Origin of the sequence: Photobacterium kasasachensis (assembly GCF_050336885.1) — a bacterium.
In the GTDB taxonomy this organism is placed as follows: domain Bacteria; phylum Pseudomonadota; class Gammaproteobacteria; order Enterobacterales; family Vibrionaceae; genus Photobacterium; species Photobacterium kasasachensis.
On sequence record NZ_JAKJSH010000005.1, the window covers coordinates 237,503 to 262,137 of the forward strand.

Consider the following 24,635-nt stretch of genomic DNA (forward strand, 5'->3'; position numbering starts at 1 on the left):
TTTATGAAAACACCATTTACATTAGGCACAACCCTCAGGTTTCAAACCTGGGGGTGGTGGGCTTTTCCACTTTTGTGTTTTTTGCCCGTTGCAGTACTGTGGGGCAATATTCCCGATAATATACTTAACGGAAATATTACTCAGTTGGTTATTAGCATATTGGTCTATGTTTTACCACTAACCTGGGCTTACATACAGAGTTGGCGTGCACGTAAACGTTACAACCTAGAACATCGCCTGTTAAAAGGGGTCACTAAAAAAGCGAATAAACAAAGGCAAAGCATTATTACTAAAGGTGATAAGCAAATACTCGACGTGACGGACAGTGAACGTGAAGCTGACTATTACCTTGGTAATGAAGGTGGTGCGGCAGGTAATGAGACCATTGCGTCTTTAATGGTACAGCTGTTAATTAAAAATGCAAAAGAAATGCGGCGTGACTCAGATTTAACTTCACAGGTTTTTGTTCGCTCTCTTGTGCCTTTCAAAACTGCGGTACAGATACCACAGCAAGTGGCTTTGCGCGTCGGTATCTTATTTACATTTGTCGGGCTGTTAATTGGACTCGAACCCGTCGCTAGCATGTTTCAAGGATCGGGTGATCAGCGGCAGGCCATTGGCGAGTTGATTTCAGGTCTGACCGTTGCGTTTGGAACTAGCATTGCTGGGCTTGGGGCCGCGTTGATGATTCAGTTCCTAGTTACTTTAGTTGATAAAGAATATGGTCGAACGACACGTCAACTTGAGTCCGCATGGATGGATCTGGGACATGTATTAAGTTTTATTAGGTTAGAGGGTGATTTACCCGCAAATGTCGACAGGCTCTCAGATGAAATTGAACGACATCGTGAAAATGTAAATGTACATACCCGTAACCTGATTGAACAGGTTGAAAAGTTGCTTGAAGAAGGGCGCGAGCAACGCCAAATTGTTGCTCAAACCTATCAAAAGCTAGATGCTAACCAGTACGCTATCGATACTTTGGGTCAGGCGCATGAAGCTCATTTGAAAGAGCTTTGCGCTTTAACAGGTAATATCAAATCATATGAGTCGAGATGGAACTCAACTTTAAATGATGCCTTGGCTCAGGCTGATGAATTGGGGCGTGAGCGCAATGATAAATTGATAAAGCAGGTTAGTTCGAGTGTGGACAATTTAAGTCGCTCTATGGAACAAAGCCTAGCATCCATAAAAACGGAGCTAAATGGCGCGCAACAAGTGACGCCAGAGGCCCTAGTTAGTACTTTTCAAGTGTTAACGGAAAGGTTAGAGCGGGCTGTCATTAATGATGCTCAAACACATGCAATTCAGCAGCTAGTTTCTGAAGTTAAAACGTTAGCTCAGAGTCGTTATGTCACACCTGAGGTGCCCAGCGGTGGCCAGTTAGATCTTGTTATTAGCAACCTAAATGACAAGTTTGATATGTTGGCAGTGCAATCGATTGATCGGAAGCCCAAAGGTCGGAGTACGCTCGGGTATTTATCAACGAGTTTGTTGGGAGGGGTAATTGGCAGTATTGTGTTGTTAATGGGAATGGCCGCCATTGGTGAACCTGCGCAAAATACGTTGTCGCAAATCCACAGCTATTTTGCTGAAAGTGGAGAGTAGTGGTGCTGTTTGAAAATACAGAGCTAGATAGTGACAATGAAATGGGACCAGGGACGGATCTCGTACTTTCATTGCTGTCTGTTGTTATCACTATTTTGGCAGTGGTTGGAATGAGCTATTCAGTTACAGACATTGAACCGAAAGTAGAGCCTGTATGCCGAGGTGATGCTTGCCAGTCAGCACCTGATCTTGTGTCTGTACGACAGGAGTTACAGGATGCTCAACGACGAATTCAAACTTTGACCTTTGAACTAGAAAACCTAAAAGCAACCTCTCAAAAACAACCGAGTATTGTTTATGGTGGTGTACTAGAGTTACATGAAGGAACATTAGCAATTTTTGAAAGAAATCAGTCGCATGTGCGTCAACAGGACCTTCCCGAATTGAAAAAGCATTTAATGCCGTTGTATGACAATATCCGCAACAATAACGCTAATGTTATCAGGATCCACGGTTATGCTTCTCCCGAACCCCGATTTACAGGAGTTGATAAAAATCTAGATAGCAACATGGATTTATCTGTTAACCGCAGTTTGACTATACTTCATGCCCTACACAGACTTGGTATTCCTTATAAGTGCATGGTAGTTGAGGGGTATGGTCGCAACCGTTCAAGGTTCTTGCGTAACTATTTGAGTCAACGTGATATGACAATAGCCCAGTGGGATGAGATGTACTTACAAGGGTTTGATGAGTCATTGCTGCCTGCTGAGCGAGAGAGGCTCTTAAGTCAGTTAGAGTCCATGTACCAGCTGGATCGTCGTGTCGATCTCATTGCTGCTATAGAGGCTAATTCACCTTGTTCACCTGCACAGTTAACATCATATTTAAAGTTCGCTTTTAAATAGAGGGTTATTTGAGTTACTCGAAGTTATGGAATAAATCTTGCCCACTCCCCCGAAGATGCAAAGCTAACTGATGCAAAAGGATACACTAGGAAAGCCGCTTTTGAGTTAAGTCAACTGGAGAATAAGCTCACGGTTGACTCCAGCAGAAACTCCAAGAGTTTGAGGTCCGCATCAATCGGCTAGAAAGTGAAAAAGAGATTTTAATAAAGGCCACAGCTCTCTTGATGGTGGATGAGTTCGAATGTACGCCCTGATTGACCAGTTGAGAGTGTAAGAATCCACCGAACTGGTCTGCTCCGCTTTCGATATTTCCACGCCCTGTTTCTATGAGTACAAGGCTCGAAAAAGCAGTGTCGATCCCGAGCGACTGAAGCTCCGTAGTGAGCTTCGAAGCTTGTTCAAGGCGAGCCGTGGTTCCGCTGGTAGCCGAGCGCTAAAGTCAATGATGTAGGAGTTGGGATATCTGGTTGGCCGTTTCAAGGTGCGTAACCTGATGAAAGAGGGAGGGCTGATGTCGAAGCAATCCGGCTCTCATGCATATAAATCGGCGCAGGTGGAACGATCGGACACCCCAAATCGACTAGAGAGGCAGTTCGATATTGCCAATCCTAATCAGGTTTGGTGCGGAGATATCACGTATACTGGGCTGGTAGCTGTTCACTACTTGGCTGCCGTTATCGACCTTCATATGCGGCGAGCCGTTGGTTGGGCCATGTCGGAAAGCTTGATGCAGACTTGGTCGTGAAAGCTTTGGATATAGCTTATCATCAACGAGGATGCCCTCGAGGTGTCATGCTTCACTCAGACCAAGACTGCCAATATGCGAGCAGGAAGTTCAGGCAACGGCAACGACTATGGCGTTATCAAATGACACAGAGTATGAGCCGAAGAGGAAACTGTTAGGGCAGTGCGCCAATGGAGCGCCTGTTCCGTAGCTTAAAGACAGAATGGGTTCCATCACAACAGGTACATGACTGCTCGTGAAGCGGGACGAGACGTCGGTATATACCTGATGGATTACTACAACTGGCAGCGCCCACATCAGCATAACGACGGGTTGCCGCCTGCTGAAGCCGATGCCCGGCTTTAGTTGACTACTACACAGCCAGTGGTGCTTGGCTGAGACTTGCTAGTTGGTCTTTTTGTATTAGCTCAAATTGCTTAATCAGACTTTAAAGTATTTTAGCTCAGTGGGTAGCTGATTCAATGAGTTGACCGTGTTCAATTGCATCAGCTATATCACTGACAACATTCTTCATAGGCAACAACGGCAAAACCGCGTTCCGACTCGCCAGCGCGGGTTGCTTCACTTGCAGCATTTGGGATGAACAAATTAATTTGTTTGGATATGCCGCTAATTACATTGACAATGCCATCGCTCTCTTTAATTCTAGGCTCTAAGCTTCAAACCATTTTGAGTACACCAACTAAGGAACTTTCGAATTAAGTATTCATATGCAACTACGACCTAATGTTCGTAGTCGTTGGCTTTACTGGTGTTTCCGTTATTGACGATGACTAGCCACATTAACAGCTCAAATCCTTTACTGAGCAGAACGTGAAATCCAGCCGGTACGACAAAGAAGGTCAGAAAACATAAGACTTCACTTTGTTTGGACAGAGGCTCTGTGATAGTTGTTATCACTTTGATGGAAAGAAAACTGGTAAGGCCTAATACGAAAACGTTTCGTAGAAATTGTATACCCAAGCTACCTCAAGATGCTCGTTTCAGCGAGAGTTACTTGGCCTCTAGGCTAGGCTCCGATTAGAAGATCTAGTGGTTCTAAATCAATAATCGGAAACAACGCATAGTGGCCAAGTAAACTCGCCCTTTGGGAGTGAGCCAGCGAACCCATTTCTGTGTCAAATGACGTTGAAAGGGGCTACCATTCCTACCGTCATTTTCCTTGAACTGAGCTCGCTGGTCTCACTCTGAATCCTGCATCTTGAGGTAGCTTGGGTATATATCTAGAGCTCGTCCCATCTCGTCAACTTACATTGTTTAAATTTCCAGCTGTAATACCAAGCCGTTGTCAGTCCGTACAGCAGGCCTCCCACCAGAGCTATAATTGCGGATTCCATTATTGATTTTCCGTTTGCCTGCCAACCAAAAAAGTACATCAGTACTCCCCACACCGGTGTGAAAAATACAAATGAGGTGAAAAAATTTGATTGGAAGCTTCGATAGTAAGGAGGGGGTGACTCAACACCTAGCTTTCTTAACACCCGGAACAACGGAGGATTAAAGTTTGATTTCCAGATGCCAGCTTGCTTCAACTCTTTATGTGTCGCTATAAGTTTACTTTGATAAGACATTGAATAACCTGATGTAAATTAAAATTAAAATTAAAATTAATAATGACTGGGTAAATATGTATGACAAAACATATCCCATCTCATCCTCAACAGTTTATGAGCTCAGTCACAAGTTTTTGATGCGGCATATGCCTGTGTGGGATATGTGGTGGATATAGTTACCTTTATTCAAGGCTCTTCATCCAGCGGATCACTTCAGCGACAGGTTCAAATAAGTGGTACGGGATCGTCTCGTACATTTCGGCCTCAGCATGAAGGGTACGGGCGAGGGGAATGTTTTCCAGTACCGGGATACCTTGTTTTTCGGCCAGCTTTCTGAGTTTTCTTGCCTGAACGCCACGATATTTAAGAGAGACGGCGGGGATTTTACAGTCTTCGTCGTCGTACCACAGGCCGACGACCAAGTGGGTTGGGTTGGCTACCACGACCGATGTTTTCTTTAACTGTTTAGGCATTGTGTTGGCCTGTAGCTCGCGATGAAACTCTTTGCGTTTGCCTTTAATCTCCGGATTTCCCTCGCTGTCTTTGTATTCCCGTTTTACCTCGTCTTTGCTCATTTTAAGTTCTTTTTCGTGGTTGTAGCGCTGGTAGAGCAGATCCAGCATAGCGATCAAAATTAACGGTGATATCACGAACAGGCACAGCAATAAAAATAGCTGCCCGGCCACAGGAAGCAATGCCTGAATCGGGTTGTAGGGTAGCAGCAAAATATCCCGGAGGTGAAAGCGCAGTACCAATGTCACCATTAAGCCGAGGATCAAGATTTTCAGCAGAGATATGACAAATTCCACGACGTTCTTGACCGAAAAGATCCGTTTCGCCCCAGATGCCGGATTGAGCTTGTTCAGGTCGATCTTCAGGGCTTCCGGGGCAAATACTGGGCCAAACTGGCCGATATTGGCAATGATCCCGACAACGGCAATTGCCATTAGAAAGGGGGCGAGTAATTCGAAGATCAAGGTAAAAGTGTGTTCAAGAGCGACTTCGGCAGCTTTATTGAATGGCAGATCCAGCAGGCGGGTAGGCAGCGTGAACAAGGCTTCGAGCTTGCCCATGATCCTGTTATGGTCAATGACCAGCCACATCATCGTGACCAGCATGATTGCCAGCGATGGGATCTCCTTGCTCTTGGCAACCTGTCCTTTCTTTCGGGCGTCGCGAACTTTTTTGGGAGTCGGTTTTTCTGTTTTTTCGCTCATGGTAGCCAGGCCTTAAGTTGCTCGGTAAGCAGGAAGATATCGGCCAGTTCGAGTAAGAAGGCATCAAAAAACAGGCTGATGTAGAGCAGCAGAACCAGCAGGGCAATCCCGCTTTTGATGGGCATCGCAAGAAAGAAGACATTCATTTGTGGTGTGAACCGGTTCATTAGGCCAAGGCCGAATTCACTCAGGAACATAGTGATGACAGCCGGTGCGGCCAATCGCCAGGTGATATTCATTAGTTCTGAGAAACTCTCGAAAACCAGTGTGACAGAGTGAAAAACCAGCTGTGGCGGGAAGTCGGTCATGGGCCAGAGCAGAAAGGTTTTGTAAAAAGCGCTGAGCCACAACAAGACACTGCCGGTGATGAAAAACAAACTGGTACCGGCATGGTTGAAAAGGATACCCAGCGGTGAGGTCTGGTCCCCAGAAAGTGGATTAAGGGTGCTAGCCATCGAGGCGCCTCGCTGGTTGTCGATAACAAAGCCGGCACTTTCAATGGCCCAGAACGGTATCGCACTGATGAAACCGATAAAGAGGCCAATAACGGCTTCCTTGGCGATGAGTCCGATCAACATGGCGTTGGATTGCACCTCGTCAAGGTGGGGGATCACGCTTGGCAGCAGGGGGAGGGCAAGTGCTGCGGCAATACTGCTACGTATAACGGCCCCACCAAGCAGTTGTTTGGCAAAGCCGGGTATTAAGATCAGGGCAACAAAGAAACGTGGCAGGCAGAGGCTGAAAGCCAGGATCAGATCGGAGAGTCCATTCATAGCCAGTTATCTCTAGAGTACATCGGGAAGGGAGTCAAAGAGATGGAGGCTGTACTGATAGAGCTGTCCGCCGAGCCAGTGTGCCGTGAAGAACAACACCATGATCACTGCGATCAACTTGATCACAAACGACAGCGTCTGTTCCTGTACCTGAGTCAGCGCCTGAAGGAGGGCGACCAAGGTGCCCACTAATGCGGCTGCCACAATAGGAGGCAGTGAGAGCAGCAATACCAGCTGAATCGCCTGCGCCGTCATTGCAACTAATTCAGCCTGTCCCATGTTTTTCTCCTTGCATGATTAACATCAACTCAACTGGTAGCTCAGAACAATGCCATGAGTCAGGCGGGGCCAGCCGTCGAGCAACACAAACAGCAGTAGCTTAAAGGGCAGTGATATGGTCATCGGGGAGACCATCATCATGCCCATTGCCAGCAGGATGTTCGAGACGATTAAATCGATGGCAATAAAAGGCAGATAGAGCAGGAAACCAGCCTTGAAGGCGGCGGTAAGCTCGCCGACGGTATAAGCCGGGATCAGCACCAGAAAGTTTTGTTCGGTGATCACATCTTGCTGATTGGCAGGCCACAGCTGCTTGGCGGTATCGGCGAAGAAGCTGACTTCCGACGGATTGACTTTATTGAGGAGGAACTGACGGTAGGGCTCGAGTATGGTGCCGATGGCACCTAAGGCCTGTTCGGTATTCTTCCAGTCGACAGTGAGATCTAACGCTTCGTAATAACACTGGTAGCCGACCGGCGCCATGATGAAGATAGTCAGGATCAGAGCCAGACCGTGCAGGGCCATGTTAGGCGGGACCTGCTGCACCCCCAGCGCATTGCGGATCAACGAAAAGATGACGACCAGTTTGACAAAGGAGGTGGCCATCATGGCGATGAACGGAACCAACCCCAGCATTGCCAACCCGGCAATCAGAGTAAAGGGATCAGGTATATTGAGCATCTGTCAGCTCCTTGTTGTTCTGGCTAGTGGATACCATTGGATGAGTTGCAGAGCTAGCTGATCGTTATACTCGACGATTTCGCCCTGCCCGCAGCATTGCTTATTGGCGGCTGAAACCAGATATAAATCCACGACGGCATTTGGACGCGAGTGGTTGCTATGAAGGGGAGATATTCCTCTAGCTTCTGACGTTAGCCCCTCTGCTTGCTTGGCTGTTAACAGCAATGGCGCTGACTCCATGAGCAGCCAGTAGCTGTCTGGTTCCGGGGGGCTAATTTTGAGATGAGAGAGATCGAGTACTTGTATGTTTGAGCTGCCAGATTGCTCTGACACTAAGTAGCCCTCTGAAACTAAGTACCCCTTGTAATCCCTTTCGCTGTTGTTCTTATTATTGTCTTCAATGCAAATAAGAGGCTGCGGGTAGAAGTACACTCCTTGGCACAATATGGCTCCGGCGTGTAGCTGCTCACACTCATGCAGTGTGAGCCATTGATATCCGGCTAGCAAGTTGGCTCGAACCGGAGGCTGAGGATGATCTGCGATTGGTCGAGGGGGCCAGCCAGAAAACAGTGCTGACAACAGCGGGTTGGTGTTTACTTCTTCAGGCAAAAAGAAAAACTGCGCGGTGCTCGTTTGGACATTAACCGAAGTGTCCGAATTCAGCAGGGTGGCAGACAGGCAGAGAAGTGAATCTGTTGTGTCGTCGCTGAGAGGCTGGCATGTTTCGACGATGACAGACTGTGGCTCCGATTGGGCCGGGACTGAGACTGAGGCTGGGTTAGTGACGGTGGCAGTTGCAGTTGCACTAAACCAGATCTCGCAAGCTTGCTGTACCAGTAACATCTGAAATGCTGTCGGCAAGGCAGTGAACACATCATGAGTGACGGCGGGCTTGATAAAGCTGAGCAACGCCTGCGGATCGCAATGAATTTCAAAGGCTGCGTTATCGATTATGCCGCTGACCAACCAGCATGGTGATTGTTTTGCTATCGAAAGCTGCCAATGCCACTGGGAACTATTTGCTAGGACTTCGCAGTGATGGTTTTGGGCATATTGCCCGACCCACTGTTTGAGGTGTTGTTGGTTATTGTTGTAAAAAAGCTGATTCATACCTGTATTTCCTCAATATCACCTTCTGACGATAGCGAAGAATCATAGGTAGGCGGCTGTTGGTCTAGCTCTTGGTATCTAATGCTGGTTCTGACATGTTGGAGACTGGGCTTGCGATCCAAATGACGTTTTTCTGCTCGCATCTTGTCGGTGAATGTCGGATCGGCACAGTAAATCGTAATATTGACCAGGCCTTGCTCAACGGCTGATTTGACCGTGACTGGTGCCGAGCCAATCGATGTTGTCAAAATCAAATTATCACGCTGTGCATTAAGCCACAGGCGATCAGCCCACTGCCTGATCTGTTGAATTCCCTGATTTTCCCTTACTGCTTGATTGGCCGTTAGTGTGGCTTCTGCTTCACTTGGTGCGCTTACCACGGGTGTTATTGATTGTGGTGTTGTCACGCCTTCCACCCCATGGAGCAACTGCGAAAAAAAGCCGATATCGGCAGGGTGATCGCCCATTGCCTCAATCTTTTTATCGCCCCGGTTCTCATTATGTTGCTTGGCATCACATTGCTTTTGGTTATATTGCTTTCCCGGTTTTTTGCAGGCAGCTTTTTGACTAGAGCTCGAAGCCTGCTGAGCGTCGGCGAAAGGGGAGTTCGTCGAGGGCGTTGTCTTCCTGCTGGCGTTGCTGGGCAATATCGGCATGTTCATATAGCTGTTTGATCTCTTTTGATTTCTCTAGCTTAAATTGTGCTTGTTGGTAATCAGCCCGACGCTGGTCTAACTGTGTTTGTAACCGGGAAATCTGCTGATGCTGTTCACTTATCTGTTGGGTAAGCGCATTAATATGTTGTTGCTCAATTGCCAGTTGTTGTCGCCAGTTATCAAGGGCGTGCTGCGACATCAAGGCTTGTTCGCTAAACGGGGCAACGGCCAGTGTCTGATAGCTCTGCTGTATTTGTGATTTCTGTTGCTCCAGTACTGCGAGGTTTGCCTGGGCCTCTGCAAGTTGGGAGGTCGCTTGGCTAACCAGTAACTTGGCGGCTTGTTTTCGTCGGTCTTTGATATCAACGAGGGTTTGCCACATGTTTAGCGGCTCACATTGAGTAGATGCTGCAGGCTATCGCTGAATGGACTGCGCTCATGGGTGGCTTGGCATAACAAGCTCCGAATATCAGGTTGTTTGCTTATCGCCATATCGGTAGCAGGATCGGTACCGCGTTGATATTCCCCCAGTCGAATCAATAGCTCGCTCTTTTCATAAGTCGCCATCCAGTTTCGAATTTTCTCGGTTGCCAGGCGGTGCTCAGACGTGGTGATTTGGTTAATTACTCGGCTGGCACTTCGTAGTACATCAATTGCCGGGTAATGGGCTGCGGCAGCGAGTTCGCGAGATAAGATAATATGTCCGTCAAGGATGGAGCGTGTTTCGTCAGCAACGGGCTCTGTCATGTCGTCTCCTTCGACCAGCACGGTATACAGCGCGCTGATTGAACCTTGCTCTGTGTTGCCGGGACGTTCCAACAGCAGCGGTAACTGTTCAAAGACCGAAGGCGGAAAGCCACGTCGTGTCGGGGGCTCGCCTGCCGCCAATCCCATTTCACGCATTGCCCGGGCAAATCGGGTAAGTGAATCCATCATCAATAAGACTTTTCGCCCTTGCTCGCGATAGTGTTCGGCAATGGTTGTTGCGACAAGTGCAGCCCGGGCTCGCTCCATAGAAGGGCGATCGGAGGTTGCAATCACCAATACCGCTTTCTTCCGCACCTCTTCACTCATGTGTAACTCGACGAACTCACGGACCTCACGGCCACGTTCCCCAATTAAAGCCAGTACGATTATGTCGGCTTCGGTGTTGGCAAGAATCATCGAGAGCAGCGTACTTTTACCCCCACCGGCAGCAGCAAACAGCCCCATTCGTTGTCCCTCGCCCATGGTGAGCATGGCATCAATCGCCCTGACTCCTAAGGCGAGCGGTGCTTTGATAGGGGGCCTTGTCATCGGGTTGGGCGCGGCATTAAAAACCGGGCGCCATTGGCCGTTGGCATTGAGGCTTGAAGGGGCATGATGAAGTGAACTGCCGTCCATCGGCATGCCTAGTCCATTGAGCATTTTTCCCAGTACGGCATCACTGACCCAAATTTCATGCTGGCGTTTTTCGTTGATGACCAGAGTTTGATTCGATATCCCTCGTGATTCACCTAATGGGGTCAGCAGGGCATAAGGGGATTGGATCCCGACAACCTCGGCATACAGGGTTGGTTGATGTGGTGTTTCAAGACGGCACATATGACCGATGGCTGCACCGGGAAGCACCGAGCGGATGATATTGCCTGTTACCCCCGTTACTTTGCCTGCACTTTGGCAAGAGTAAGGACGCGTAACAATGTGACGAAGAGATGCGAGTTGTTCAGCCAGCGTCTTTGGAAGTTTGTCTGCGCTTGGCCGATCACTCGGTATTGAGTCTGTGGGGTTCTGGCGGTTTGGCAATCGGTGATCCCATCAACAAAACGTGGTTCTTGGGCGCGATTGTGGCTCAGTTGGAAAATAGAGTCTTAATAAAACTGTGAATCACTCCTGAAGCGCAATAACAGTGATTTTTGAGGTTTTTTTTAGGCTTTTTACCTGCTTATTTCATACAACATGGAAGTTATGTAGAGGATGTTGTGTAGATTGAGCAAGGGGTTGGCGTGGCAGATATTTCAGGACACATGCCGGGTAATTTTTCTGCTGCTGGCGGTGTACAGGCCGGGCAGCCGAACGGGCAGCAGAGAGTTGTGCCCGGTAATCAGGCATCTGCTGGCAGTTTCACAGTGTTAGCAAACACTAGCCTGGCTGACTCGGCTGAAGAGTTGAGCTTTGCTCTGGCGGAAAAACGCCCCAAGTCGATGGCGGAAAGAAAGTCGGATAAAAACGATCAGGCGCGTCTGGCTTGGATACAGAAAATTCAGCAGTATCTGGAACAAGCCCCTGATTTGCAAAAGCAGCATAAGTTGGTGGATTTTGTTTCTGCCAATCTGGGCCGCTCGCAAACGACAGAATCTTTCATTCAAAGTCTCAAGTCATTCAGCCAAGATGAATCGCTGCAGTATTTGGCCGGTCAGGTGCTGGTCGAGGCCAGTGATCCTCAAGATAAAGAGCATTATGAAAATGCCCTCAGTGATTTCAAGGCCAAAAATGCCAAAACCATCTTGGCTGGCCTGAATACCTCTCATGTTTTCTCCGAGGCTTTACCGGTGGAGCAGCTGTCATCTGCGAGGCAATCGTACCGGGAGCTTATTGATTACCAGAGCCACGGTAAGGTGTGGCGTCAGCTTGTCGCTATGGTGAAGCAGCACGGCACCTTTGACAATGCTGTCGATGTTCAGCAACGGGCCTTGTCGGCAGACTACCATGCGCTGGAACCCAGCCTGGAGCGAAGTGTGCTGGCAATGGTAATGCAGAACCTTAATCAGCTTAAACAGCTAAAGGGGATTTTTGAGCAGGTGAATGATTTGGCTCGCCAGGTACAAAATCAGTTTTTTTCCCCCGTAGAAGCCGAGCAACTGATGGAGCAGGTGCTTTCTATTCCTGATAGCCAGTTTGTAACAACCCGTCAGATGGATCAGGCGATGCAGCGTCTGAATGTTGCCTCTTTGTCTGCACAGGTTGTGATGCAACAAGGTATCAAAACACTCGCCGCTGAAATGCCGGATGCCCTCTATCCCTCGCAAGAACAGCGGAGTCGGGTGATGGACAGTTTGCAGCAGTGCATCGACGAGACCATAGATAAAGAAGAGATGTGGTTGGATGGACAGTAACGCTCAGCTTGCAGTTAAGGAGTTTCTGGCAGTATTGGAAAATGTCATTCCGGATCACCAGTCTGCAATATTCGATCAGCCCTCGGGCGTTCTTAGTATCACACTGCCTGATAGCTACTCGACTTGCCCTTCGGTCAATAATCATATCGAACTGCGTTGGGAGCAAAATTGGCTGTCTCTGGTGGCTCCCGTCAATGACAGCGGACCGGAAAAGAAAGCGGCAGATTTACTGCTCTTGCTTGCCGCTTCACCCCTGCCTGTCCAGGTTGTGATCGACAGGCAGGAGCGACTGTGGCTGGTAAGCCAACTTCCCTTAAAAAACTTACGTACCAGCTCCCTTTGTCGGCATTTTCATTGGCTGACAGAGAAGGCTGCTAGTTTACAGAACAGGTCACACACGACGTATGGTTAACTTGCCTCTCCGGTTCCGTTTTTTCCGTTCAGATGCGCCTGGGCAAGCCGGGCAAGGTGTGCCAGGCGGACACGATCGAATAAAGACGTTACCTGTTTCCCGCATGCCGTCTGCAGTCCGTCTTACTTCAATTCAAACTCAAGGCCAAGTTCAAAGCCAGGCTCAACACCAGACTCAAAACCGGGCCAAAGCCAAAGCCAAAGCCCTCTCTCCGTTGTCCAGTATTGCTTTGGGCCAATGGTACCGGGCAGAGCAAGACACAACCCCTGCCACGATAAGTGCTTTGCATTTTCAGCAGCTTGGTCAGTTTCTGACAACCCAGACTACGCCAGAGGCCAGGCAGGCGCTTGAAGTTGTTCAGGCATTATGGCTTGTGCAACGAGAAATCCACTTGATCAAATCTGGCTTGATGGGTCCTTAGCGAATGGGAGTTAACGTGGTCACCAGTCAAATGGACTCTGAACAAGCAAAGTCTGCGATGCAAACCTTGCTGACAAACTTTCTCGAGCAACAGCAATGGGCGTTGGCGATGCCTGTTGCGCATTGGTTAGCCGCCAATGGTGATGACATGGCCTGTGCCTTACGTCCACAGCTCCATAACTATCTTGATGAGTATGAGTCGGCGCTGGAAGCCTTGTCAGTGGTACCTGTTGTCTTGCGGCACTGCCTTGTGGTTCGCAGGGCTGAAGCTTCTGCCTTATATGCACTGGGATATCACCAGTTGGCCAGAGAGGTATTGCTTCGTTGTCCCCCTGAGGAGCTGTTGTGAAAATTATGCTTAGCCGCCTGACCGGCCGTAATGATCTACTGTTGGCACTGCTGTTGATAGCCGTAGTCTTTATGATGATCCTGCCAATGCCAACCGAGCTGGTGGACGTACTCATTGCTATCAACCTGGGCATTGCGGTTATCTTGATGATGATGGCGATTTACATCCACACCCCGTTGGAATTTACTGTCTTTCCATCACTACTGTTGCTGACCACATTGTTTCGTCTGTCGCTTTCAATTACCACCACGCGGCTGATTCTGCTACAGGCGGATGCCGGGCAGATAGTCTATACCTTTGGCAACTTTGTGGTGGGTGGCAACCTGGTCGTGGGCGCGGTGATCTTCTTAATCATCACGATTGTGCAGTTTCTGGTGATCACCAAAGGCGCGGAGCGGGTTGCCGAGGTGTCGGCACGTTTCAGTCTGGATGCCATGCCGGGCAAGCAGATGAGTATCGATGGCGATATGCGCGCCGGGGTGATTGATATGGAAGAAGCCCAGCTTCGGCGCAATCGAGTGGAGAAAGAATCGCAGTTATACGGTGCTATGGATGGTGCCATGAAGTTTGTTAAAGGGGATGCGATTGCCGGTTTGATTATTATCGTGGTGAACTTGCTGGGCGGGATCACGATTGGTGTCGTGCAGCGCGGTTTGCCTGCTGGGGAAGCCCTGTCTATTTATGCCATTTTGACTATTGGTGATGGTTTGATTTCACAGATCCCGGCGCTGTTTATTGCGATTACCTCCGGCATGATTGTGACTCGGGTATCGGCTGAGGTGTCGGCCGATCTGGGTAAAGATATCGGTAGCCAGATCACCAATCAACCCAATGCCTTGATGATTGCCAGTATCATCTTGCTGTTGTTTGCGTTGGTGCCCGGTTTTCCTACCGTCACGTTTCTGATCTTGGCGGCCGGGCTGGGAGTGGCGTCACAATGGCTAAAAAAACAATCAAAAAACGCTCAAAAGAGTGGCCAACATTTATCCTCTTCAGCACCTGATTCACCGGCCAATGAAAGTGGTCAAGAAGGCTTCTCCCTGACCGTGCCATTGTCGCTATCTATTGTTGAGCTTGAAGGCCACGGATTTCAAGCTGATGCTCTGTCTTCTTCACTGGCTGAGCTGCGTCAAAACCTAACTCGAGAACTCGGTGTTCCTTATCCGACCATTCACTTGTATTGTCAGTCCGGCATGGCCGCCGATGATTCCTCTGAACAAAGTGTGAGGCCAAAAGGCGAGTTTCAACTGCATGTGCATGAGATCCCCGTTTTGTCGGGAGAGTTACTGGGCGATGCGGTGCTGGTACATGCCGAAGAGCAGCAACTGCAGATCCTCGGCCTGAACTATGAGCAGGCGCTGTTTAACCGCCGGCAGTTATTCTGGATAAAAGGCAAAACAGAGCAAGAAGTGGCAGGCCTCGGGTTAGTCTGTATGCCTGTTGTTGATGCTGTGCTGGTTGATATTCACCAGGTGTTGATCAAGCATGCGCAGGATTTTATTGGTGTACAGGAAACGCGCCAGTTGCTTGAACATATGGAAGGCGAATTTGAGGAATTGGTTCGCGAGGTGCAGCGTCAGTTGCCGGTTTTCAAATTGACCGAGATCCTGCAACGGCTGGTGTCAGAACAAATTTCGATCCGTAACCTGCGGGCCATATTGGAAGCTGTGGTCGAATGGAGCCAAAAAGAGAAGTCGGTGATTCAGCTTACCGAGTATGTCCGTATTTCACTGAAGCGCTATATCAGTCATAAATACAGTAATGAACAAAATATGCTGCCCGCTTTTATGCTGACGCCGGAAGCTGAGGAAACCATTCGCGCGGCGATCCGTCAAACATCTGCCGGAAGTTATCTTGCGATGGATCCTGCGCAGTCTGAAACTCTTACCAATAACCTTGTGACAATTATCGGCGATCTGCAATCCCGTCCTCACATGCCGGTGGTCATCACAGCGATGGATATTCGTCGCTACGTGAAGAAACTGATTGAACCTAAGGCCTATGAGTTGCCAGTGCTGTCGTTTCAGGAGCTCAGTGATAGCGTCAATGTCCAGGCCTTAAACCGAATAGGGTTGTGAGCAGATTAATTCCTTAAATTTGCTTTTTTTCATGTTTTTCATTTCCCGATTCTGCACTGTTCTCGTGACTAAATATCTTTTGCTTTCTTGATAACTGAATCCAGATAAGCGAATCCAATTGATTTCAGGGAGGCCGAGAATGCCAATTGATGGGGCCAATTTTGAACCCGAACCGCTGGCTTCCACCTTAACCAGTAGCGAGAACTTGCTTGCTGATGCTGCCCAACAGCTGAGGCAAGGGGGAAGGGTTGTGGCGAATTGTCCGGTGACGGTTTCGCGTGCAACCCAACTACTAAACACTCATACGGCTTCGAACGACTTACAACAGGCGACAGCACAGGTTGATGCAATGGCTGGTACTGAACCTGTCAGCTCAATGCAGCAAAAGACAGATCAGCAAAAGCTAGGTCGTCAACGCATTGGACGAAGTAGTGGGCGAGTGTTTATCTAATTTTTCCATCCATAAAAAGGAGCACGAAATGGCAACTGTAAATGCCCTTGCTGGGGCGCAGTCCGTCAGCATGTATGCGAATGATCACAAACCGGAACTGAATGATTTGATGATGGCGGTGATGATTGACCGGACCAACATTTTGGACGGTCAGATCCGCGACGGGATCAGCAATATCAACGATCAGAACCAGAAAATGCGTGATCTGCAACAGCATATGGCTGAAGCACGTCAGGCCCAACAAGGTACCAATATTGTTGAAAACCCGACATGGTCGGTTGATGACAAAACCATCAAGCTGGATAACGGCTATGAAATTTCCCTAAGTGGATCAAGCCAGGAATGGACAATCAAAGATTCGGCAGGCAACTCGACTCGGATATGGGGCGACCCGCATGTGGCTGAAAAAGATGGCGGTAAATGGGACTTTAAAGATGGTGTGACGTTTGCCTTGGGTGATGGTACCAAGATTAGCGTTGGTACCACGGGCAATAATAACGGTATGACCTACTCGGATACGCTCACGATCACCAAGGGCAACCAGCATATTCAGGTGACAGGCATTGCTAATGATACCCCTAAGATATCGGGCCCTAGCCTTGACGGATTGAGTGTCGACAGAAATACCAATGACGGAACCGTCTTCTATGAAGCAGGTAATGCCAGTGATTGGAATACCAAAGCTGGTACGGAAATTACGTCGGATCAGGCTATGGCCGGGCGCACTGTCATTAATGAGGACTCGACAATCGGGGCATCACCGCAAATGAGCGAGGCAATGAAGAGCTTCCTAGAGGCGAACAATATTGAGATCCCGACCAACGAAGATGGCTACCTGAGCAAAGATGACTGGAAAAATGTCCTGAGCTCTATGCAGTCATTCGGTGACAGCCTGACCTCTGTATCACAGCTGGATATGGCCAAGCTGCAATCTTCGATGAATAAGTATAACCAGTCTTACGACATGCTCTCTAACTTCACCAGCAAGTATGCCTCAAGCATTGATTCACTGGTTGGTAATCTTCGTTAAGGTCACAACATGATGGAAGAGACACGTTCAATTGACGCTTTTCTCGCCGATCAAGATGCTAAATTAGCCGAAATAGCCGATACCTTGCAACAACACCAGACTCTGGTCGAGCGGTACAAGCTGGATCGCCTCCAGGTCATTCTTGACGGGCAGTTGACAGCCAATCAGAAAAAACAGCGAGATGACGAGCAACGTCAGTTCTTGCAGCAGCTTGAAACGCCAGTGCTCATCTCAAGCGCTCAATCTACTAATCATTTACCGCGTCGTCTGCGTGGTATTTCAATTTAAGGAAGAAACATTATGTCTGCGATTACACCTACGTCGGGCGTTACCGGCAATACATTCAATCCGTCCGAAGCCTCGTTGGATTCTTTGATGATGATGGTAATGATGGATCGCTCGAACCTGCTCGATGCCCAGGTACGTGAAAAAATCGAGAACATTAATTCGAAGAACAAAGATCTTCAGGGCCTGAACGGCATTATGACCAAACTGCGTAACGATATGAGCAAGGTTGGTACCAAGGATGACGATACAGGCTCAATGAGCCCGGAAGTTGTGTCATACCTGGAAAATAACTTCACCAAGTTTGAAACCAAGGGAAGTTATACCCGTAAGGACATGGAGCTGCAGCTTTCCAACCTGAAAGACAAGGCCGAGAGCCTGACATCATCGTCTCAGCTTGATATGGCTCAGCTGCAATCGACGATGGGCAAGTACAACAACAGTTTCGAGATGCTATCAAACTTTGTGTCTAAGTATGGTTCTTCTATCGATTCTATTGTCGGTAACTTGCGTTAATTCGAGGTGAGTGAGATGACGACAGCAGCTGAAACAAATCAGGCCCTGCTTGGCGAGATCGAAAAGTATCTGAGCGGAGGTGGTACCTTCGGTGAGATATATGACCTGAGTCCGGATACGATCGAGACGTTTTATCAGGTGGGCTATGGCTTGTATCAAGGAGGAAGCTATGCAGAGGCGGAAAAAGTCTTTCGTTTCCTGTGTCTCTTTGATCATTACGGGTTGCGCCACTTTATCGCGTTGGGCTCATGCCTTCAGATGCAGAAAGAGTATCAGTTGGCTATTGAGTCATATAGTTATGCCGGTCTGCTGGATGGCAAAGACCCAAGATCGCCGTACCACGCTGCCGAATGTTACTTAGCTCTTGGACAGCGCGAGAAGGCAAGCAGTGGTTTTTATGCGGCTAGTCAGTTATCAGAAAAGCACTCGAAATTTGATGAATTGTGCAACAAGGCTGCCACGATATACCAGCAGCTAAGTGCATCACTTCAGGAGACAGAGAATGAATCCAATGAATCCGCTGAGTGACAAGTTTGCGGCTCCGGGTTTGCAAACCAATCAACAAGCATTGGTTGAAAACCTCAAGCAAGCGGTGACTCAAGCATCTGTACCCCAGGCCGTTGAGGTGAGTAGGGGAGCGGACAAGGCGCAGGCTCCCTCTGCGATCCGACCGCCCATACTTGATATGCCACTGGCCGATCAGGAAGACGTCAGCCGCGCGCTGATGGAAGTGCAGATGAAACTGCAAGATCAACAACTCAAACTCAGTACCAACGATATCAAAGGTATGCAGGCCAAAAACAAGGCCATGCACGAGCAACGTATTGAAAAGCTTCAAGAGTCCATTGAAAAAATGGCTGAAGCGAAGAAAGGCGGTCTTTTCGCCAAGATTTTCGGCTGGATTGCAACAATTGCAACAGTCATAGCTTCGGTTGCCCTGATTGCAACGGGAGTGGGTGCCCCTGCAGCGGCGATGATGCTGGCAGGTGCGGCACTGATGCTGACACAGCAAATTTCCTCTGAGACAGGGAATTGGATGAACGATGCTGTGGCAGAGGTATTTCAGGCGTTTGGTATGGATGAGAAGTCGGCGCAAATTGCGGCTAATGTGGCAATTATGGTTGCTGGTATTGCGCTGAGTCTTGGTGCGGGGGCCACAACAGCGGCGGCTGCAGCCACTACGACCGCGATGAAAGTTGCCAAAATCGTCAGTCAGGGGGCCAAGATTGCCGCCGGGGTGTCGGCTATCGGGCAAGGGACGGCGCAGGCTGTTTCGACAGAGGCAAAATACCAGTCCGATATGAGCAGAGCCGATGCCAAAGAGATCAGTGCCTACCTCAAGCGTTTGCAGCTTATGATGCAAGAGGAAATGGACCGGGTGCAGGAACTCCTTCAGAAAATGCAGGATAACGTTTCTGACGTGATGGCGATTCTATCCAGTGGCCAGGATTCAAGGTCACAGATGGCGCGCTATATCAACGCATAAGGAGGAAGGAATGATAACACCAGTAAATACACAAAGCCCAAGTCTCCATCAGCAGGGTTTGACTCTTGATGAAACAGCCTCCTTAACTGGCAGTAGTGCGGCTAAGAAGGTTAATACCGTGCCTGTTCTGGTGCAGCAGACGAGCACTGGGACGGCCAACCGGCCAGCTGGGGCTGTGTCGTTGGAGTTGCCAGTAGCGAGAAACGATGCGGACTACTCGCTGGCCATGAAGGACATAAGCAAACTGGATCATGAAGATACGATGGTCCAGATCAGTGATATCTTGACCTTGATGCACCAACTTGCGACGACGCAGCGCCAGCAGGCACGCGAAAGCAGGATGACTGAACGAGAGGCCGCTGTCGGTAGTATTCTGGGGCAGGCTGATAAGATACGCGAACAGGCTGAATTAGAGCGCCTGTCAGGCTGGATCTCAGCTGGTATTTCGATTGCTTCTGGGGCAATGCAGGTGAGCGGAGGGGTGAAAGCGCTGAAGATGAACATCTCTGATGCCAAGCTGCAGACGGTGAATAGTATTCAGCAGGCCAAAGCTCAGATCCTGACAGGCGTTGGTCAGTTACTGACGACGCAGATCGATTACCATGCCAAGCAGAAACAGGCTGACGGCAAGGTGCTGGAGGCTGATCAGAAGGTGCATGAGACGGCAATGGAAGACGAAGGCCAGCAAATGCAGTTCTATCTTGATGTCATTCGGGACGCCCGCCAAAAGCTGGAAGAAGTTATGCGAAGCCAGCAGGAATCGATGAAGAGTATCGTCAGAGCCTAAAGGGATTACTCACCAAGTTGTTGATGAGTAGTTTTTGGCTAATAAGAGTGATAATGTTTAGTGACAGTGTCACATAAAAGACACCTCATTAGAGGTGTCTTGTTTTTTAGGCAGGGTGTTCACCTAGTTGATTTGGTAGCGATTCAGTGCCATTAAGTACCCGTCACCATGGTTGGTCGCAATCACAATGTAGTTATCTGTCGAGTCCACCACTTTCCATTTATTGTGGCCTGGAAGCTTCCTCGCTGCACTGAGTAAGTCATTGTACATGCGGATGTCGCTTGCAGAGGCAATCAATCCTTTGCTGTAGTTTTCATCGATAATGTTCATTGAGTACTGACCATTGTTGTCCTTTTGGAGGGTTCCCTTCGTATGCACTTCTACGATGTTTTTTAGCCCTGATTCTGAGAATATAGTTGTAATATCGATATTTTGATCTTCAATGAACACTTCGAGGTTTTTTTTACCGTGGTAAGAGCTTCCTGTTGTTTTTAAATCATAGGTACCACTATATGCCATCGCTGGTTTCTTATTCATGAAGTCCCAACTACTGACACTAAATACAGCCATTGAACTAACGAGAAATAAACTTTTAAGATACAAAACGACCGACCTCTTTAATTGTTAGTTTTTCTATTTCAGATATGGATTCATTGTTTTCAAGAAGGATAATCATATTGTGTGGCAATTTATTACTATCAATAATTACGATTGATAGAGAGTCTTTTTTCAACATCAAATAAATTGATTTTGGTCTTTTTTTATTTGATGTTGAAATTAATACATTATTAATAGAGTCTGAAATACTATCAGTGAACTCATCATTATCTGAATAGATCTTTAATATGCTATCCGAGTAAACTTGTTCAGGTGTAATTGATTTACTAGGCTTAATTTCACTAATATATGGTAAGTATGGAGCATCTCCTATTAAATAAAATGAAATCATAAAAATTAGAGAACCAGAAAAATAAGGCCACTTTTTCTTTGCAATATGAAGTGGCTCAATATTTATCTGTGATGAGGATGCCTTTATAGGTGAAGCAATAGCTGCACTATCGTTATTCTTATCTTCGCAAGTATCTTCTTTTGAGATGTCTTTGACTATTTCGCTCTCGAGTTTATAACCTACTTTTGCGATGGTTTTAAGCCACTTTTGCTCCTTGCCGTTGTCACCTATTAGAGTACGTATATTACTGATAGCCTGAGTAATAGAGCTGTCAGAGACTATCTTCCCTGGCCATGCCTTTTCAAGGATTGTTTCTTTAGAAACAACCATTCCAGCTTCAGAACAGAGTGCCAATAAGACGAGAAAGTCATGGCTACCAATACGCTTTTCTTCATTGGTCTCGGAATGGCGCAAAAGTGATGCATCTTTGATGAGAATCCAATCTTTTATTTTATACATTAAAGCTCTCACTTCTTGTTCAAGTCGCAACGTAAGAGTTACTTTTTGTTGCTTTATTAATCGTATGCCAACTGACTTGTTCGATAACAAGAGTGCCCAACATTACCATTATTAAATTAGTTTGATTGCTCCTTGAATCATAATTGTTAATTTTATCATGTTTTTTTGATACAAATAGGAGTAGAGTAAAAGCTTCATCTCGTTAGGTGTCATTGTTATTTGAGCTTTCTTATTCATAAATTTGAATTGTTCAAACATTTTAGTTTGAAGTTGTGGTAACTGTGATGCATATAGAGTAGATTCAAAAGTCTAACTCGGTGTTCAATGAAAGTGCTGTTTTTTTGAATGAATGTCTTATATTAGCAATTGCAAATATTAGCGTTTCATCATTTATATAGCACAGACAGTTACCGCTGATAAGTGAAGTGGAATAGCACTATCGTTCTTTTATGTAGAAAATGAGTTCATTTATAAAAAATGAATTTATTAAATGAAGCAAATTATAATATGATTTTTTTATGTCAACGTAATTTTTAACTTGGTAATATTTTTAACTTTTAATTCTTTAATACCATTTTGTTGTACTTAAATGTATATGCTTTAGCTCAAATATATTGATGAAAGGTGTGTTATGTTCACAACGTTTCTGTGATTTAAATCCGTCTCAATAGCTGAGTTGAAATTAGTCGGATATGCGTATTGAGAGTAATTGTCGTACGTCATCACGAAGATGGATAATGGCACACGACCTATGCGCGATCGGAATATATTTTATACTCAAGTTGCAGTGCTCTATGTTGCTTCGCTGGAAATAAATTAATCAATGCACATGTATCCTGGCATATCCATACCTTGAAGCTATGAATCCAAAAAATTGTCTGGTCAGCGGAATTAATTTGAAGTCTGAATTAATTATAACGTGCATATCATTTAAATGTTTGTGTCTGATAAATCAGACTAATTTACCCTTGGTTAAGCTCTTGTAGTTAATAATTGAGCCGTGATTTTCTGTTTAATTGATTTTCATTGGCTAATGTTAGTGATGGGAATTGATATCAAAGAAAAATCTTACTTGTTAGCTGTTATCAACTAGATGCGAATTAGGGTGGGTGAGTAATGGAAATGGACTGGGCCAATGGGGTCTTAAAGCTAAGTTCTTTTTTTGCAGTGACGATAGGTATTCTTGTTCTTTTTGTCGGTCGTCGCCTCAACAAGATGTTCGCGCCGCTGCGCGAGTTTAGTATTCCCGAACCAGTTACTGGCGGGATCCTTTTTTCAATTTTGATCGCGCTAGTTTACGTCGTCGCTGGTATTGAAATTGAATTTGATCTGATGGCAAGGGATATCCTGCTGGTGTACTTTTTTACCACTATCGGTATCAATGCCAGCCTCAAGGATCTGCTTAAGGGCGGGATCCCTCTGGTAGTACTGCTAGCTATCACAATCGGTTACATGCTGGTCCAGAACTTTACCGGGATCAGTGTTGCCGCTATGTTTGGTCTGGATTCTGCCGTTGGTATGCTGGGAGGTAGTGTTTCTCTGATCGGCGGTCATGGAACGGCAATAGCCTGGGCTCCCCGCATTTCGGAGGGGTTTGGCATTAGCAATGCTATGGAGATTGGTATTGCCTGTGCGACCTTTGGCCTGATCCTGGCCAGTTTGATGGGGGGACCAATTGCGAAATTCCTGATCACTCGCTACGATCTCAAGCCTGATCACAAAGAGCAGCTGGATGTCGGTGTTGCTGACGAGTCGCAAAACGGTGACGGAACAATAACCGGTTTCGATTTTCTCGATGCGATTTTTGCTATTCATGTCTGTGCTATCTTGGGTTTTATACTCAACGAAGCCATTGCTGAATTAGGTTTGCAGCTGCCATTGTTTGTCACCTGTTTGTTTGCCGGGATTGTGATCACCAATCTTGTTCCTGATGCTTACCCTCGGATCTCCGGCACTAAGTGGCCATCACGTAAACCTGCAATAGCCTTAATTGCTGACGTGTCATTGGGTACATTCCTGGCGATGTCGCTTATGAGTATGCAGTTGTGGACTTTGGTGGACTTGGCAGGGCCGATCTTTGCGATTCTCGGTGCGCAGTTCATTGTGGCGATTGTGGTTAATATCTTTATTGTATTCCCTGTTATGGGTAAAAACTACGATGCCGCTGTTGTGTGCGCGGGCTTTGGTGGTATCTCGCTTGGTTCGACCCCGACGGCAATGGCCAACATGTCTGCGGTATCCCAGCGTTATGGTAACTCGCATCAGGCGTTTATTATCGTGCCGCTGGTGTGTGCATTTTTTATCGATTTGGCCAATGCGCTGATCATTCCGTACTTCCTGGCGAACTTCTAATTTGGCCTTAGGAAGATAAGGTAAACAGCCACTCCATTTTTTTGGGAGTGGCTGTTTTGATGGGGTGGCTTTGTGCCTAGCTAGCTGGGCTTCTGGCGGTTTTTTAGAGGAGCTTTGAATAGAGAAACGGTTGATGGCCTACATTTTCCAACAAGGGTAAGGTCAACTCTTAATCTTATGGGGTTGATATAACTTTATAGAACACACCTTTCATTGAGTGTTAGCTATATGGTTAGTTTTTATGATGCATCACTTCAAACTTGATACTAAGGAGCTGTACTGCCACAGAAAAAGTTCTGCTCTTTTGCTACTCACTACTTCTAAGGTGTATCGCTCGCTACTGCTTACTATTACCGCGAAAGAGTAAAAGGTGATACGACAAGAAGAATAGAATGATAACCTCAGTCCAAAGTTTAGAAGTTGATTATTCTTCTTGAAATAAACAAGTATAATTTTTACCACTTTTAAGGTGGGGCCTGATGCTAATTTATCTCTA

General features: G+C 47.2%; 26 protein-coding genes and 2 pseudogenes. 16 read left to right on the forward strand and 12 right to left on the reverse strand.

Features of this window, described 5'->3' with window-relative positions; genetic code table 11:
- The first annotated feature begins 3 nt into the window (after nt 1–3).
- From L4D19_RS05435 to L4D19_RS05445, 3 genes and pseudogenes are all read left to right on the forward strand, one after another.
- Nucleotides 4–1,608 carry a hypothetical protein gene (locus tag L4D19_RS05435; protein WP_428451573.1) on the forward strand — a complete coding sequence of 535 codons (1,605 nt, stop codon included), beginning with the start codon at nt 4–6 and terminating at the stop codon, nt 1,606–1,608.
- A 2-nt stretch (nt 1,609–1,610) separates the two neighbouring features.
- Complete coding sequence (locus L4D19_RS05440; protein WP_428451574.1) at nt 1,611–2,456, forward strand: OmpA family protein; 846 nt, start codon at nt 1,611–1,613, stop codon at nt 2,454–2,456.
- A gap of 140 nt (nt 2,457–2,596) precedes the next feature.
- Nucleotides 2,597–3,546, forward strand: a pseudogene (locus L4D19_RS05445) (IS3 family transposase); the annotation flags it as partial.
- A gap of 164 nt (nt 3,547–3,710) precedes the next feature.
- Here the strand turns inward: L4D19_RS05445 and L4D19_RS05450 are convergent.
- The 10 genes and pseudogenes from L4D19_RS05450 to L4D19_RS05495 all read right to left on the reverse strand — a co-directional run.
- Nucleotides 3,711–3,833: pseudogene (locus L4D19_RS05450) on the reverse strand (methyl-accepting chemotaxis protein); the annotation flags it as partial.
- A 591-nt stretch (nt 3,834–4,424) separates the two neighbouring features.
- Entirely contained in the window at nt 4,425–4,772 is a 348-nt protein-coding gene (locus L4D19_RS05455) for a DUF6404 family protein (RefSeq protein ID WP_428451575.1), read from the reverse strand.
- A 164-nt stretch (nt 4,773–4,936) separates the two neighbouring features.
- Nucleotides 4,937–5,971 carry a type III secretion system export apparatus subunit SctU gene (gene sctU / locus L4D19_RS05460; protein WP_428451576.1) on the reverse strand — a complete coding sequence of 345 codons (1,035 nt, stop codon included), beginning with the start codon at nt 5,969–5,971 and terminating at the stop codon, nt 4,937–4,939.
- A complete protein-coding gene (gene sctT, locus L4D19_RS05465) occupies nt 5,968–6,744 on the reverse strand; it encodes a type III secretion system export apparatus subunit SctT (protein ID WP_428451577.1) in 777 nt (258 codons plus the stop codon). Before sctT ends, sctU begins: the two co-directional genes overlap by 4 nt.
- Nucleotides 6,745–6,756: 12 nt before the next feature.
- Complete coding sequence (gene sctS, locus L4D19_RS05470; protein ID WP_075766738.1) at nt 6,757–7,023, reverse strand: type III secretion system export apparatus subunit SctS; 267 nt, start codon at nt 7,021–7,023, stop codon at nt 6,757–6,759.
- 24 nt (nt 7,024–7,047) lie between these two features.
- Nucleotides 7,048–7,704 carry a type III secretion system export apparatus subunit SctR gene (gene sctR / locus L4D19_RS05475; RefSeq protein WP_428451578.1) on the reverse strand — a complete coding sequence of 219 codons (657 nt, stop codon included), beginning with the start codon at nt 7,702–7,704 and terminating at the stop codon, nt 7,048–7,050.
- Between the two features lie 3 nt (nt 7,705–7,707).
- Nucleotides 7,708–8,814, reverse strand: a complete 1,107-nt coding sequence (locus L4D19_RS05480; RefSeq protein ID WP_428451579.1) for a hypothetical protein — start codon at nt 8,812–8,814, stop codon at nt 7,708–7,710.
- Nucleotides 8,811–9,476 carry a hypothetical protein gene (locus tag L4D19_RS05485; protein ID WP_428451580.1) on the reverse strand — a complete coding sequence of 222 codons (666 nt, stop codon included), beginning with the start codon at nt 9,474–9,476 and terminating at the stop codon, nt 8,811–8,813. The genes L4D19_RS05480 and L4D19_RS05485 overlap by 4 nt, the downstream gene beginning before the upstream one ends.
- Complete coding sequence (locus tag L4D19_RS05490; RefSeq protein ID WP_428451581.1) at nt 9,382–9,852, reverse strand: flagellar FliJ family protein; 471 nt, start codon at nt 9,850–9,852, stop codon at nt 9,382–9,384. The genes L4D19_RS05485 and L4D19_RS05490 overlap by 95 nt, the downstream gene beginning before the upstream one ends.
- 2 nt (nt 9,853–9,854) lie before the next feature.
- Nucleotides 9,855–11,183, reverse strand: coding sequence for a FliI/YscN family ATPase (locus L4D19_RS05495; protein WP_428451969.1), 1,329 nt, complete (start codon nt 11,181–11,183; stop codon nt 9,855–9,857).
- A gap of 272 nt (nt 11,184–11,455) precedes the next feature.
- On the opposite strand from L4D19_RS05495, the gene L4D19_RS05500 reads away from it, so the two are divergent.
- The 12 genes from L4D19_RS05500 to L4D19_RS05555 all read left to right on the forward strand — a co-directional run bounded on the left by L4D19_RS05500 (nt 11,456) and on the right by L4D19_RS05555 (nt 20,379).
- Nucleotides 11,456–12,565: a TyeA family type III secretion system gatekeeper subunit gene (locus L4D19_RS05500; protein ID WP_428451582.1), complete on the forward strand. Its 1,110-nt coding sequence runs from the start codon at nt 11,456–11,458 to the stop codon at nt 12,563–12,565.
- Entirely contained in the window at nt 12,555–12,977 is a 423-nt protein-coding gene (locus tag L4D19_RS05505) for a hypothetical protein (RefSeq protein ID WP_428451583.1), read from the forward strand. The genes L4D19_RS05500 and L4D19_RS05505 overlap by 11 nt, the downstream gene beginning before the upstream one ends.
- On the forward strand, nt 12,970–13,398 hold the full coding sequence (locus tag L4D19_RS05510; RefSeq protein ID WP_428451584.1) for a peptide chain release factor family protein: 429 nt from the start codon (nt 12,970–12,972) through the stop codon (nt 13,396–13,398). Before L4D19_RS05505 ends, L4D19_RS05510 begins: the two co-directional genes overlap by 8 nt.
- 15 nt (nt 13,399–13,413) lie before the next feature.
- Nucleotides 13,414–13,746 (forward strand): hypothetical protein, encoded by a 333-nt coding sequence (locus L4D19_RS05515; protein WP_428451585.1) that lies wholly within the window; start codon nt 13,414–13,416, stop codon nt 13,744–13,746.
- Between the two features lie 5 nt (nt 13,747–13,751).
- Nucleotides 13,752–15,824 (forward strand): type III secretion system export apparatus subunit SctV, encoded by a 2,073-nt coding sequence (sctV, locus tag L4D19_RS05520; RefSeq protein ID WP_428451970.1) that lies wholly within the window; start codon nt 13,752–13,754, stop codon nt 15,822–15,824.
- A 139-nt stretch (nt 15,825–15,963) separates the two neighbouring features.
- Nucleotides 15,964–16,275 carry a hypothetical protein gene (locus tag L4D19_RS05525; RefSeq protein ID WP_428451586.1) on the forward strand — a complete coding sequence of 104 codons (312 nt, stop codon included), beginning with the start codon at nt 15,964–15,966 and terminating at the stop codon, nt 16,273–16,275.
- 28 nt (nt 16,276–16,303) lie between these two features.
- A complete protein-coding gene (locus tag L4D19_RS05530; protein WP_428451587.1) occupies nt 16,304–17,305 on the forward strand; it encodes a DUF1521 domain-containing protein in 1,002 nt (333 codons plus the stop codon).
- 9 nt (nt 17,306–17,314) lie between these two features.
- Nucleotides 17,315–17,593 carry a hypothetical protein gene (locus L4D19_RS05535; RefSeq protein WP_428451588.1) on the forward strand — a complete coding sequence of 93 codons (279 nt, stop codon included), beginning with the start codon at nt 17,315–17,317 and terminating at the stop codon, nt 17,591–17,593.
- Nucleotides 17,594–17,605: 12 nt separating this feature from the next.
- On the forward strand, nt 17,606–18,106 hold the full coding sequence (locus L4D19_RS05540) for an EscF/YscF/HrpA family type III secretion system needle major subunit (RefSeq protein WP_428451589.1): 501 nt from the start codon (nt 17,606–17,608) through the stop codon (nt 18,104–18,106).
- A 15-nt stretch (nt 18,107–18,121) separates the two neighbouring features.
- Nucleotides 18,122–18,634: a SycD/LcrH family type III secretion system chaperone gene (locus L4D19_RS05545; RefSeq protein WP_428451590.1), complete on the forward strand. Its 513-nt coding sequence runs from the start codon at nt 18,122–18,124 to the stop codon at nt 18,632–18,634.
- Nucleotides 18,609–19,592 carry a type III secretion system translocon subunit SseC family protein gene (gene sctE, locus L4D19_RS05550; protein WP_428451591.1) on the forward strand — a complete coding sequence of 328 codons (984 nt, stop codon included), beginning with the start codon at nt 18,609–18,611 and terminating at the stop codon, nt 19,590–19,592. Before L4D19_RS05545 ends, sctE begins: the two co-directional genes overlap by 26 nt.
- Nucleotides 19,593–19,602: 10 nt before the next feature.
- Nucleotides 19,603–20,379 carry a hypothetical protein gene (locus L4D19_RS05555; RefSeq protein WP_428451592.1) on the forward strand — a complete coding sequence of 259 codons (777 nt, stop codon included), beginning with the start codon at nt 19,603–19,605 and terminating at the stop codon, nt 20,377–20,379.
- A gap of 123 nt (nt 20,380–20,502) precedes the next feature.
- Here the strand turns inward: L4D19_RS05555 and L4D19_RS05560 are convergent, their stop codons facing one another.
- Together L4D19_RS05560 and L4D19_RS05565 are read right to left on the reverse strand one after the other, a co-directional pair.
- The gene (locus L4D19_RS05560) at nt 20,503–20,916 is read right to left on the reverse strand and encodes a hypothetical protein (RefSeq protein ID WP_428451593.1); all 414 of its coding nucleotides are present in this window, start codon (nt 20,914–20,916) and stop codon (nt 20,503–20,505) included.
- A gap of 55 nt (nt 20,917–20,971) precedes the next feature.
- Entirely contained in the window at nt 20,972–21,787 is an 816-nt protein-coding gene (locus L4D19_RS05565; RefSeq protein ID WP_428451594.1) for a winged helix-turn-helix domain-containing protein, read from the reverse strand.
- Nucleotides 21,788–22,909: 1,122 nt separating this feature from the next.
- Here L4D19_RS05565 and gltS point away from each other — a divergent pair.
- On the forward strand, nt 22,910–24,139 hold the full coding sequence (gene gltS / locus L4D19_RS05570) for a sodium/glutamate symporter (protein ID WP_428451971.1): 1,230 nt from the start codon (nt 22,910–22,912) through the stop codon (nt 24,137–24,139).
- Nucleotides 24,140–24,635 lie beyond the last annotated feature (496 nt).